The sequence below is a fragment of the Rhizobium sp. SEMIA 4085 genome (assembly GCF_013004495.1).
Taxonomy (GTDB): Bacteria; Pseudomonadota; Alphaproteobacteria; order Rhizobiales; family Rhizobiaceae; genus Rhizobium; species Rhizobium gallicum.
This window is the reverse complement of the sequence record NZ_JABEPH010000168.1, coordinates 1-12,358: the sequence shown is the minus strand read 5'-3', so window position 1 is coordinate 12,358 and position 12,358 is coordinate 1. Positions and strand designations below refer to the sequence as shown.

Annotated in this window: 8 protein-coding genes and 2 pseudogenes; 5 read left to right on the top strand and 5 right to left on the bottom strand. The window is 61.6% G+C overall.

Annotated elements, in window-relative coordinates:
• Nucleotides 1-67: 67 nt before the first annotated feature.
• The 5 genes and pseudogenes from C9413_RS17530 to trmFO form a co-directional block, all read left to right on the top strand.
• Nucleotides 68-2,263 (top strand): annotated as a pseudogene (locus C9413_RS17530) (type I secretion system permease/ATPase); the annotation flags it as partial.
• Entirely contained in the window at nucleotides 2,253-3,599 is a 1,347-nt protein-coding gene (locus tag C9413_RS17525; RefSeq protein ID WP_052451511.1) for an HlyD family type I secretion periplasmic adaptor subunit, read from the top strand. The pseudogene C9413_RS17530 and the gene C9413_RS17525, both read left to right, overlap by 11 nt.
• 85 nt (nucleotides 3,600-3,684) lie before the next feature.
• Complete coding sequence (locus C9413_RS17520) at nucleotides 3,685-4,176, top strand: hypothetical protein (RefSeq protein WP_039844726.1); 492 nt, start codon at nucleotides 3,685-3,687, stop codon at nucleotides 4,174-4,176.
• 130 nt (nucleotides 4,177-4,306) lie between these two features.
• Complete coding sequence (locus C9413_RS17515) at nucleotides 4,307-5,980, top strand: GNAT family N-acetyltransferase (RefSeq protein ID WP_170250686.1); 1,674 nt, start codon at nucleotides 4,307-4,309, stop codon at nucleotides 5,978-5,980.
• A 272-nt stretch (nucleotides 5,981-6,252) separates the two neighbouring features.
• Nucleotides 6,253-7,686 (top strand): annotated as a pseudogene (gene trmFO, locus C9413_RS17510) (methylenetetrahydrofolate--tRNA-(uracil(54)-C(5))-methyltransferase (FADH(2)-oxidizing) TrmFO).
• 3 nt (nucleotides 7,687-7,689) lie between these two features.
• Here trmFO and C9413_RS17505 read toward each other — a convergent pair.
• The 5 genes from C9413_RS17505 to yajC form a co-directional block, all read right to left on the bottom strand.
• On the bottom strand, nucleotides 7,690-8,160 hold the full coding sequence (locus C9413_RS17505; protein WP_039844723.1) for a hypothetical protein: 471 nt from the start codon (nucleotides 8,158-8,160) through the stop codon (nucleotides 7,690-7,692).
• 73 nt (nucleotides 8,161-8,233) lie between these two features.
• Nucleotides 8,234-9,085 (bottom strand): phytoene/squalene synthase family protein, encoded by an 852-nt coding sequence (locus tag C9413_RS17500; RefSeq protein WP_039844722.1) that lies wholly within the window; start codon nucleotides 9,083-9,085, stop codon nucleotides 8,234-8,236.
• Between the two features lie 2 nt (nucleotides 9,086-9,087).
• A complete protein-coding gene (locus C9413_RS17495; RefSeq protein WP_039844721.1) occupies nucleotides 9,088-9,474 on the bottom strand; it encodes an Mth938-like domain-containing protein in 387 nt (128 codons plus the stop codon).
• A 3-nt stretch (nucleotides 9,475-9,477) separates the two neighbouring features.
• Nucleotides 9,478-12,009: a protein translocase subunit SecDF gene (gene secDF, locus C9413_RS17490; protein ID WP_170250685.1), complete on the bottom strand. Its 2,532-nt coding sequence runs from the start codon at nucleotides 12,007-12,009 to the stop codon at nucleotides 9,478-9,480.
• A gap of 44 nt (nucleotides 12,010-12,053) precedes the next feature.
• Entirely contained in the window at nucleotides 12,054-12,326 is a 273-nt protein-coding gene (yajC, locus tag C9413_RS17485) for a preprotein translocase subunit YajC (protein ID WP_246703773.1), read from the bottom strand.
• Nucleotides 12,327-12,358 lie beyond the last annotated feature (32 nt).

Here is a 12,358-nt window from a genome sequence, read left to right as displayed (position 1 = left end):
TCCTACATATAAAAACTAACTTGCGTCGGGCGACAGCGGGCCGGGGGTGGGAGGTCCGGGCGGGGAAGACGAAGCGATGACGGATGCGTACCTGACGGCACTGGAGGAGGCCGTTGGGGGCCGGCGGAAGCCCAGGAAGAACCAGACGCCGCCGGCAAAAACCGTTCGGCCCGCAGAGCCGAAGGCCGAAAAAGCCCCCGAGTCGATCGAAAATCCAGCCGAGGAGACGGTCCCGCTGATCCCGCTAGGCTCGCGCGCCATCCCGGGTCCCGAGCGGTCGACGGAACAGGCGAAGGCCGGGCAAACCGTTGCCAAGACAACGCCTGACACGCCCGTCGTACCGCTCAAGACGCCGGGGGATCAGAGCGAGGCAAAGGCCAATCCCGCTATTCCCTTCGGCCAGACGATCGACGGCAATCGCGGGCCAATCAGGGAGAACGAGCGCCGCCAGCGCAACGACGGCGGCAACAACGGCAAGACCCCCGATTTTGGCGGTGGCGGCGGTGGTGGCGGTGGCGGCGCCAGCTTCCACAAGCGTAGCGAACCGGTGAACTTTGCCGTTAGCCTCGCAAGGGGTATTGCAGCTGTCCGGCGCAACATGGTCATCGTCATGGCCTTCACGATCGCCATCCACGTATTGCTGCTTGCGATCCCTCTCTATCTCTTCCAGATTTCCGACCGCGTGCTGACGAGCCGTTCGATCGACACGCTGGTCATGCTCACGGTTGCCGTTCTGGGCGCCGTCATCCTGCAGGCCTTCATGGATTCGATCCGGCGCTTCATCCTGATGCGCACGGCGGTCGAGCTCGAAGTGCAACTCGGGGCGCCGATCCTGAGTGCCGCCGCTCGCGCATCGCTGCACAGCAACGGCAGGGACTACCAGACGCTGCAGGATCTGCAGCAGTTGCGGTCCTTCCTGACCTCGGGCACGCTCATCGCCTTTCTCGATGCACCGCTGATGCCGCTCTTCGTCGTCGTGGTCTATCTGGTGCATCCACATCTCGGTCTCATCATTATGACCTGCTGCGCAGTGCTCTTCGTCATCGCCTATTTGAACCAGAAGTTCACGGCGCGGCAGTTCGCAGAGGCGAACGGTTATCTCAGCCGCGCGAACTTCCACCTCGATTCCATGTCGCGCAACTCGCAGATCATCAATGCGCTCGCCATGATCCCCGAGGCGGTGAAGATGTGGGGCCGAGAGACGGCCGGCTCGCTGAAATCGCATGTCTCGGCGCAGGATCGGAACATCGTCTTTTCCGGCGTCTCGAAGGCCTGCCGCATGATCACGCAGGTCGCGCTGCGCGGCTGGGGCGCGCATCTGTCGCTTTCGGGCGAGATGACGGGCGGCATGGTGATTGCAGCCTCGATCGTTTCGGGCCGCGCGCTGGCGCCGATCGAAGGTGCAATCGAAGGCTGGCAGCAGTTCAACAAGTCGGCGTCTGCCTTCGGCAGAATCAAGCAGCTGCTGATCACCTCGCCGCTGAACTTTCCGCGGCTGCGGCTGCCCAATCCGGAAGGCCGGCTGGATGTCGAGCGTATTCTCTTCGTACCGCCGCCGCAGAAGAAGGTGATCCTGAACGGCATCTCCTTCTCGCTGAAGAAGGGCGAATCGCTGGCGATCATCGGCAATTCCGGCTCCGGCAAGACGACGCTCGGCAAGATGCTCGTCGGCTCGATTCTGCCGACTTCCGGCAACGTGCGCCTGGACCTCATGGACCTGCGCAACTGGGACCAACGGCAGTTCGGCGAAAGCATCGGCTATCTGCCGCAGGACGTTCAGCTCTTTCCCGGTACGATCAAGGCCAACATATCGCGCATGCGCGACGACGTCGAAGACCAGCAGATCTTCGAGGCGGCCGTGCTTGCCGACGTGCACGAGCTGATCGCGAGCTTCCCACAGGGCTACGAGACGATCGTTGCCGCCGATGGTTCTCCGCTTTCCGGCGGCCAGAAACAGCGTATCGCGCTTGCCCGTGCGTTCTTCGGCGATCCGAGGTTCGTCGTTCTCGACGAGCCGAACTCCAACCTCGATTCGCAGGGCGAGGCAGCGCTTGCACGTGCCCTTATCCATGCGAAGAAAAAGGGAATCACGACGGTAACGATCACGCAGCGCCCCGCCCTGCTTCAGTGCGTCGACAAGATCCTGCTTCTGAAGGAGGGCTCCGTCGCCATGTTCGGCGAGCGTACCGAGGTCATGGAAGCGCTTTCCAAGAATAACGGCCGGCAGCCGCCGCGTATCGAAGGTAACGACAATGGTGAGTAGAAAACCGCAACCGGCCGGCAACCCGATCGAATGGTACAGCGAAGTGCCGCGCTCCATCCGCTATCACAGCATCATCGGGCTCGGCGTCCTTTTTGCCTCCTTCGGCGGCTTCGGCTTCTGGGCGGCAACCGCACCGCTTGCCTCCGCAATCATCGCGCAGGGCAGCTTCGTCGCAACCGGCAACAACAAGATCGTGCAGCATCTCGAAGGCGGTATCATCAAGGAAATGAGCGTCAGCGAAGGCGATGTCGTCAAGGAGGGCGATGTTCTGGTGACACTCGACCCGACGGCCGCGCTCTCCAACGAGCGGATGCTGAAGCTGCGGCGCCTGCGCCTTGAAGCGGTCGTGGCTCGGCTGCGCGCCGAGGCCCAGGGCGCCCGCCACTTCAAGATACCCGACATCGTCATGGCCGAGGCGAGCGACCCAGACGTCAACGCGATCATCCAGAGCCAGAACGTTGTTTTCCACAGCAAGCAGATCAAGCTGGAAGAACAGCTCAACCTCATCGAGAAGAACATCAAATCGCTGGAGTACCGCTTCAAGGGATATGACGGCCAGAGGCAGGCCTTCGAGCGCCAGCTGTCTCTTCTGACCGAAGAGCGCGATTCCAAGGCGCGTCTCGTCAAGGTCGGCTATATGCGCAGGACCGACCTTCTGGCGATCGAACGCGCCATGGCCGATGCATTGGGCGATATATCGCGGCTGACGGGCGAGCTCAATGAAAGCGAGGCGGAAGTCGCCAAGTTCCGTCAGGAAGCGGTCATCGCCGTCAACTCCAATAAGCAGGCCGCACTCGACGCGCTGGAAACCGCCGAATCCGAGCTCGACAGCGTGCGCGAGCAGGTTCGCGAAGCAGCAGGCGTCCTCGAGCGCACGGTCATCCGCTCGCCGGTCAGCGGCACCGTCGTGCGCAGCTATTATCACACCGCAGGCGGCGTCATCACCACCGGCAAGCCGATCATGGAAATCCTGCCCGCGCATGTGCCGCTCATCATCGAAGCGCAGGTACTGCGCACGTCGATCGACCAGTTACATGAGGGCCAGACGGCGGCCATACGCCTTTCCGCGCTCAACCGGCGCACGACACCGGTGCTCAACGGCAACGTCTTCTACGTTTCCGCCGACTCGATCGAGGAGAATGCCGGCCAGCAGGTGAAGGATGTCTATATCGTGCGTGTCCAAATATCCGACGACGAGATCAGCCGGGTTCACGGCTTTCATCCGGTGCCTGGCATGCCGGCCGACGTGCTGATCCAGACATCCGAACGCACTTTCTTCGAGTATCTGACGAAACCGATCACCGACAGCATGTCGCGTGCATTCAAGGAACGCTGATGGCAGCAGTCAGCAAAAGAAATCAAAAGCCTCTCACGGCGATCTGAAGTATCGTTTCACTAGAGGATCACGGAGGGAGGCTTTCATGGCGGCTATGTCTGACGTGCTGCTGCGGGTCGGCCGCCTGAACTATGTCTGGACCAATACGGAAAGCCTGCTGATCTACATCATTGCCCACCTTCTCAAAATCCAGAAGGACGCGGCGATCGTCGTGTTCCTGACGCTCAACACGACACGGGCGAGGATCGACCTGGTCGAGCGCCTCGCTAAGCTGCATTCCACGCCAGCAGCAGACCGCAAGGCCGTCCTTCACGCCATGTCGCGCATGAAGAAGGAATCCAAGATGCGCAACAAGTATAACCACTGCATCTATTCCTTCGACGACAAGGGCCAGATCTCCGGCACGCAACTGATGCGCTTCGTCGAGGACGACAAGGAAATCAGCTACGGCAAGGTCGAGCAGCTCGACGAAAAGGAGATTGCGGCGCTGGAGAAATCGATCGCCGAGATCGTCTCGATCAGCCAATCGCTTTGGAGCTTCATCAACGCAAGCTCGCATGTATCCGGCGAGCTTTAGCCCCTGCTCCTAACCCTCGGCGACTAATCATATTTAATACAAACCTTTCATCCGAACGGCATATTTGAAGCCCTGCATTTGCCCTTAGAATGAAGCCTCCCGAATGTGTTATGGGTATTGGGAGGGGACCATGCGCATTGACGTGATCGACACCGAGGCCGGCTTCGAGGCTGTCCGCGATGATTGGGATCGGGTCTATATGGACGATCCTCATGCGCAGCACTTCCTGTCCTGGATATGGCTCAAGTCCTATCTTTTTCATCGCAAACGCTGGTTCATTCTAGCGCTGCGCGAACGCGAGGATCGCTCTCCCTACGTCGCCTTCTTTCCTCTGCGTGTCACCACCCAGCATGACAAGAAGACAGGCGCCTTTTTCGACGAAATCATCATGGCCGGCAATTTTTCGGCCGACTATACTGGCTTCATCGCGCAGCCGGACTATGAGCAGCACGCGATCGCCGGATTTGCCGCCTATCTGAAACGGCAGAACTGGACGCATCTGAAGCTGGAATATTTCAGCGGCCCTCCGCAGCGGCGCGAAGCACTGGTTGGCGCGCTGCAGGGGCCGGAGGTGATGTTCCGCGACAGCTCCCCGCAAAATCCCGAGAACATAGACAACTGCATCTGCCCGGTCGTCACGCTGCCACCGAGCTTTGACGACTATCTGGAACAGAAGATGAGCAGCCAGACGCGACAGAAACTGCGGCGCTTCCTGCGCAAGGTCGAGAGCGACGACGACTATCGCATCACGATGGCGACGCCGGAAACCATTGACCGCGACCTCGATATTCTCTTCGAGCTGTGGCGCACGAAGTGGATCGGGCGGAAGGGCAAGGAACGCACCGAACGGCTGATCGGCGCGACGCGCCAATTGCTGATGGACAGCTTCAAGGACGGCAATCTCGATGTGCCGGTGATGTGGTACGGTGACCGGCCGCTCGGCGCACTTGCCAACATCGTCGACCGGCAGAAGAAGTCGATCCTCTTTTACATCCCCGGCCGCGACGAGACCTGGAAGACGCCCTCGCCTGGCCTCATCCTGCATGGCTACTGCATTCGCAGGGCGATCGCGGACGGATTCAAGACATACGACTTCCTGCGCGGCAACGAGCCCTATAAATACATGTTCGGCCCCGACGAGCGCCGGATCAGCTGTACATTGTTCCGCACGCGCAGCGGTCGCAATCTCGGTGACGTGATCCATCCCCGCAGCATCCCCTTCGTCTACGACCAGGCGCTGCAGATGTACCGCGACGGCGCCAAAGCTTTTGCCGAAGCGGCGTTCCGGCAGCTTCTCGAGACCGTCCCCAGCCATATGGGTGCGCAGTTCGGGCTGGCGAGCCTGATGTTCGAGAAGGGCAAGCTGCACGAAGCCGAGGCCGGCTTCACGGCGCTTGTCGGCCGCATCGACGACCCGGTTCCGGTCTATCTGCGTCTTGGAGACACGCAACTCGCGCTCGGCAGTTACGAGGAGGCTGCGAGGACTTTCGGCCGCATCGTCGAACGCTCGCCCTACGACGCGCAGGCGCACTACAAGCAAGGCGTGGCACTGGCGGCGGCAGGCCGCCAGCCGGAGGCTGCACGGGTCTTCGCCATGGTCGAGCAATATAGCTACGACAATCCAGTGCAGCGGAAATTCGCTGAAAAGTCGCGCGAGGCTCTGCGGCGGATCGTCAGCGAAACCGAACAAGCCGCAGCGGCGCTGGTTGCTGCAAGCAAACCGCAGAAGACGTCGCGACGGAACCAGACCGGCAGGGTTTCGGCAAAATTCGAGTGCGGAGCGACGGAACTGGTGCCGGCATGAGGCCATGCTTTTTCACAGAGACTGCCGCACCGATATAGACTGGCACGAGCGTCACGAGATCCGCGTGGCGCTCTCCTTCAGAGCCTATGGATTCGACGGAATTGACGCCAAGGAGTAAGTGCTGGGCAATTCCTCGACGACTGCGACATGCGATACCCTGGTGCAATCGCCAGCCACAATTTTGGGATCGGAGTCTTGTGGCATTTGCGGCCTGGTTCCGCTTTTTCACGCCGGGAGTTCCCTGTTCGCGCCGGGCGTGATATCAGCCGCGCATGAACAAGACCTCTTCCTATTCCCCTATCCACGTCGTCGGCGGTGGGCTCGCCGGCTCGGAGGCCGCATGGCAGATTGCCAATGCCGGCGTGCCGGTCGTCCTTCACGAAATGCGTGGCGTGCGCGGCACGGATGCGCACAAGACCGACGGCCTTGCGGAGCTCGTCTGCTCCAACTCCTTCCGCTCCGACGACGCGACGAGCAATGCCGTCGGCGTGATCCACGCCGAAATGCGCATGGCAGGCTCGCTCATCATGGCCTGTGCCGACAAGCATCAGGTTCCAGCGGGCGGGGCGCTCGCCGTCGATCGGGAGGCCTTTTCCGACGCCGTGACGAAGGTGATCAACGGCCATCCGCTCGTCAGCGTCGTGCGCGAGGAAGTGACCGGGCTGCCGCCGAAGGAGTGGGATCTGGCCATCGTCGCCACCGGACCGCTGACGGCGCCGTCACTGGCTGCGGCAATTCAGGAGGAAACGGGTGCGGACGCGCTTGCCTTCTTCGATGCGATTGCACCGATCGTCTAGCGCGACAGCATCGACATGGATATCTGCTGGTATCAGTCGCGCTACGACAAGGTCGGTCCCGGCGGCACCGGCAAGGACTATATCAACTGCCCGATGGACGAGGAGCAGTATAATGCCTTCGTCGACGCGCTGATCGCTGGTGACACCGTCGGCTTCAAGGAGTGGGAAGGCACGCCCTATTTCGACGGCTGCTTGCCGATCGAAGTGATGGCGGAGCGCGGTCGCGAGACGCTTCGCCACGGGCCTATGAAGCCGATGGGGCTGACCAACGCGCACAACCCATCGGTCAAAGCCTATGCCGTCGTGCAGCTTCGTCAGGACAATGCGCTCGGTACGCTCTACAACATGGTCGGTTTCCAGACGAAACTGAAATACGGAGCACAGGCGGAAATCTTCCGGATGATCCCGGGCCTGCAGAACGCCGAATTCGCCCGCCTCGGCGGCCTGCACCGCAACACCTATATCAATTCGCCGACGCTGCTCGATCCGTCGCTGACCTTGAAGTCGCGGCCGGGGCTGCGGTTTGCCGGCCAGATCACCGGCTGCGAGGGCTATGTCGAAAGCGCCAGCGTCGGGCTGATGGCGGGGCGCTTCGCCGCCGCCGAACGCAAGGGCGAAGCGGTATTGCTGCCGCCGGCGACCACGGCTCTGGGTTCGCTGCTTGGCCATATCACCGGCGGGCATCTCGTCACCGACGAGGAACCGGGCAAGCGCTCCTTCCAGCCGATGAACATCAATTTCGGCCTGTTTCCGGACCTGCAGCCTGGCTCGATCGTCAAGCCGGAGGGCGTCAAGCGCTTCCGCGGCAAGGACAAGACCATCCTGAAGCGGCAGCTGATTGCCAAGCGCGCGCTTGCCGATTGCGCTGCATGGCTCGGCCAGAGCGCGCCCTTTGCAGAGAGCGCCTGAGTTTTACTGATTGTTGGCTGCCGGCCTTTCGGTCGGCGGCAGCGCAAGGTCTGCGTCGGCGACGTAATTGCCGAGCAGCCAAAGCGAAACTTCGGCTGACTCCTTGGCGGAAGCGAATTCGAAAACGCCGTTGTGATGCGGGTGATCGAGGAAATCGATGACCAGGCCCCTTCCCGTTTCCGAACTGACGACGCGCACCCTGCCCGGCTCCAGCACATGGCAGGAGAAGTGGCGGTGCATATTGCGCATGAAGCCCGCCTTGTTGTCGTGCAGTCGCACGAAAACCACCTGTCCGTCGGCCGTCGCCTGAAGCTGGCGGATCGCCTCGTGCGGGAAGGCACGATTGAATTCCAGGATCGCGAGACCAGTATCGTGAAAGCCCTCCTCATCCTTGTTCCGTGCGGCCATGCGGGTCGCGACGAAGGCCAGGAAGATCACAAGGGCAAAAATGACGGACCAGACGATCATGCTCAACGCCGTTTTCTCCGATTCAGGTCTAGCGGTTGCCCGCTTATAGTGCCCGAGCCTTGCGCGAGTTTGAACAGATTCAGATTTTCTTGCGCATCAGCGCCAGCGTCATGCCGAGCTGCCGGCGCCATTGCGGCTGTTGCAGCGATTGATCAAACAGTGCAGCGCCAGCCTTCTGCGCCTTCATGAGCATTGGCTCGGCGAGCGTCACAGGCAGGAAGGCTGGGAAAATGGCGGGCGGGAGCACGACCGCACGGGCCTTTGCGAGATGATCGCGGCCAAGACCGACGAAGGCTTCGATAGCAGCGGAAATGCGGGCCTTGTCCTTGCCCGCCAGGAAGCTATCGCGGTCGAGTCCGGTGGCGCTCAGAATTTCGAGCGGAATATAGAGCTGGCCGCGATGGCGGTGCAGCGGCATCAGCAGCAGCATGCCGGCAATAGCCTGTGCGACACCGGCATGGCCCGCGGCCTCGGCAGATTTCGCCGCCTCGTCCGCCGACAAGACGAGGCTTGCCAGCTGGATCAGCGCGGAGGCCGTCTCTCCCGCATAGCCTTCAAGTGAGGTGCGCGTTTCCATCGGATCGTCGTAGAGATCGAAGATGCGCGCATCGATCATGTCGATGAGCGTCTGGCGCGGCAGGCGGTGGGCTTCGATCGCGCTCAGCAAGGATGCGGCAACAGGATTGGCCTCGGTCGAGCCGTGGGCGGTGCCTTCCAGCAGGTCGCGCCAGTATTGCATGCGCACCTCGCCCGGCAGCGGCTCGTGCACGAGATCTCGGATGCGGGCGAGTTCGGCATTGAAGGCGTAAAGGGCTGCCAGGGCGCCGCGCTTGTCCTGCGGAGACAAAAGGCAGGCGAGATAGCGGTCGCGATCGCTGTCGCGCAGCATCGCCAGGCAGATCTCCTGGTTGCTCATCGGTTTGTCCGTCATCGTCAGACCGCGATCAGAGCCGCCGCGACGGCGCGCGATTCTGCAAGCATGATGTTGAAGGTGCGGACTGCAGCACCCGTGCTCATCGGGTCGGAGGAAATACCGCGGGCCTTCAGGGCATCCTTCAGCTCCGGCGGCAAGCGGCGAAGCTCGGTGCCTGTCCCGACGAGCAGAACCTCGATGTCATCTGCCTCATCCAGCACTCTCTGGAAACTCTCCACGGAGAGCGCCTTCGACATATCCATGTCCCAGCCGTAGATGCCGGATGGAAGGCAGAGGATGGAGCCGCGATGCGACATATCGGCAAAGCGGAAGCCGCCATTTCCGTACGTGTCGACGGGAGCGCGGCCGGGGAAATGGGCCTCGCGGATTTCGATGCCTTTAGCCATGGCTCAAACTGTGGCCTTTCCGGATTTTTCATCGGTGGCCCCATCCTCTTTCTCGTCGAAGGTCTTCGGGCGAAGCCTGAAGAGGATCAGTACCGGTGCTGCAATATAAATGGAGGAGAAGGTTCCGACGGCAACGCCGAAAAGCATGACGAGCGCGAAGGAGCGGATGACCTCGCCGCCGAAGAGGTAGAGCGCGAGCAGCGAAAGCAGCGTCGTGGCAGACGTCAGGATCGTGCGCGACAGCGTCTGGTTGATCGAGGCGTCGATCAGGATCGGTAGCGGCATCTTCCTGAAGTGCTTCAGGTTTTCGCGCATGCGGTCGTAAACGACGACGGTGTCGTTCAGCGAATAGCCGACGATCACAAGCAATGCGGCGATGCTCGTCAGATTGAATTCGATCCCGGTGACGACGAAGGAGCCGAGCGTCAGGATGACGTCATGCAGCGTCGCGATGATGGCGCCGACGGCGAACTGCCACTCGAAGCGGAACCAGATGTAGACGAGGATCGCCGCAAGCGAAGCAAGAACGCCGAGCGTCGCCGTCCTCGTCAGCTCGCCGGAAACGGCGGGGCCGACGACTTCGACGCGGCGGAAATCATACTGGTCCGCAAGCTCGCTGCGCACGAGGGTGATTGCCGACTGCTCGGCATTTTCGCCCCCGCCCTGCGCTTCAATGCGGATGATGGCGTTTGAGGCATCGCGAAGGCGCCTGGCCTGGATATCGCCTATATTCAGTTGGCTCAGCCGCGAACGGATATCCTCAAGATCGGCCGGTCCCTGCTTTGATCTCACCTCGATGACGGAGCCGCCCGTGAAATCGATGCCGAGATTCATGCCAATCGTCGTTACGGCCAGCATGGAAACGAGCGAAAGGGCGGCAAGCGCGGTGAAGCTGTAGCGGCGGATGCCCATGAATCGGATGTTCGTGCCGTCGAAGAGATCGGTGTGGACGCTCTTCGGCAGATGCTTGAAGCGGCGGTGGCGCACCCAGGCAACGACCAGCGGGCGCGTGAAGAGGAAGGCAGTGAACGCTGTCGTTAGAATGCCGATCGCAAGCGTGACTGCAAAGCCGCGAATGGCATCGCTTCCCAGATAGAAGAGGATCGCGGCGGCAATCAAGGTCGTGATATTGGCATCGACGACGGTCATAAAGGCTCTGGAATAACCTACCTCGATCGCCTGATCGAGATGCGCGCCGCCTTTGACCTCTTCGCGGATCCGTTCGTAGATCAGAACGGTGGCATCGACCGCAATGCCGATCGTCAACACGATGCCTGCAACACCCGGCAAGGTTAGCGGCGCTCCCGACAGACTGAGAACCGCAAGGATCATCATGATGTTGACCACAAGCGCAGCGCCGGCAATCACGCCGAGGATACCGTAGAACGCCACCATCAGGCCGATCACGAAAACGGCGCCGACAAACCCTGCAACGAGGCCGGAGCGGATGGATCCGGCGCCGAGACCAGGATCGATCGTCCGCTCCTCGACAATCGTCAGCGTTACGGGAAGCGCCCCGGAGCGCAAGATTGCGGCGAGGTCTTCCGTCTCCTCCTGCGAATAGTTGAGCGGTATCTCGCCCCTATTGCCGGCGACCGGTTCGCCGATATCAGGTGCGGCAATGACCTGATCGTCCAGCAGGATCGCGAGGGACCGCCCCACATTCTTCTGCGTCAGCTCGGCAAATCGCCTGGCACTCTCGGGATTAATGCGAAAGGTGAGGATCGAACTCTCTTCGTCGTTGCCAGGCTCGACCTGGAAATCGCTCAGATCGGCCGACGACAGCACTTCCGTGCGCTCTACAAGAAAGGCGTCCGGCGGGTCGTCCTGCGAATAGACGATCCGCGAGCGCGCCGGCACGGTGCCGCCCATCGCATCCTGCGGCGACATGCTGCCATCGATCAGGTGGAAGGAAAGCCGGCCATCCTGGCTCGAAAGATCCTTGAACCGCTGCGGGTCGGCGAGACCCGGCACCTGCACGGACAATCGATCTGGGCCGCGGGTTTCGATGACAGGATCGATCCCGCCTGCCTCGACGGCACGGCGGCCAACGATATCGACCGATTGTGTGAGCGCCGCCAACAGGCTTCGGCCGCGCGCCTTGCCGGTGATTTGCAATGTAAGCTGGCCGTCATTGCCTTTCGAGAGCGTGACGTCGGGATCCCGGGCTCCGGTTGCCGCAGCGGTCAGCGGCGTCAGAACGCTGACGGCCCGATCGATCTGGTTCGGATCGGTGATGCGGACCTGAATGGTCTGCCCATTGCCGGCGAGGCCCGTATAGCGAATTCCTGCTTCGCGCAGCCTGCCGCGCACGCTCGCAACGGTGTTTTCGAGCCGCTTCCTGACGATGTCGGAGCGCTCCGCCTTCAGCACGATATGCGAACCGCCCTGAAGATCGAGGCCGAGGGCCACCCGCTTGTGCGGCATCCAGCCCGGCAGCCAGACGGCCGTGAAAAGATTTGGGGCGGCGCCGAGCGCCGCCACAAAGACAATGAGCCAGATCAGAACTGTTTTCCAACGGGAAAGATGGAGCATTTCAGTCTCGACACCTCTGATCCGGCTGGATCTGCCTGCCGGAATTACGCAGCGTCTGCCTTTACGGGCTCGCCCTTCACGCGAACGTCGGCGATGCCGCTGCGGACCACGCGAACGCGCACGCCATCAGCGATTTCGACTTCAAGTTCCTTGTCGTCGACGACCTTCGTTACCTTACCGACGAGGCCACCGGCCGTGACGACCTGGTCGCCGCGGCGGATCGCGCTTAAGGTTTCTGCACGCTTCTTGGCCTGGGCGCGCTGCGGGCGGATCAGCAGGAAGTACCAGACGACCATCAGCCTGCCTCTTGTACCCATCGGACGCCGCCGACGAGGGACTGCGCGCGGAA

Coding starts and splice junctions, on each gene's coding strand:
- yajC (WP_246703773.1), bottom strand. CDS start 12,326: ATGGGTACAAGAGGCAGGCTGATGGTCGTCTGGTACTTCCTGCTGATC.
- C9413_RS17515 (WP_170250686.1), top strand. CDS start 4,307: ATGCGCATTGACGTGATCGACACCGAGGCCGGCTTCGAGGCTGTCCGC.
- C9413_RS17495 (WP_039844721.1), bottom strand. CDS start 9,474: ATGGCTAAAGGCATCGAAATCCGCGAGGCCCATTTCCCCGGCCGCGCT.
- C9413_RS17520 (WP_039844726.1), top strand. CDS start 3,685: ATGGCGGCTATGTCTGACGTGCTGCTGCGGGTCGGCCGCCTGAACTAT.
- C9413_RS17500 (WP_039844722.1), bottom strand. CDS start 9,085: ATGACGGACAAACCGATGAGCAACCAGGAGATCTGCCTGGCGATGCTG.
- secDF (WP_170250685.1), bottom strand. CDS start 12,009: ATGCTCCATCTTTCCCGTTGGAAAACAGTTCTGATCTGGCTCATTGTC.
- C9413_RS17525 (WP_052451511.1), top strand. CDS start 2,253: ATGGTGAGTAGAAAACCGCAACCGGCCGGCAACCCGATCGAATGGTAC.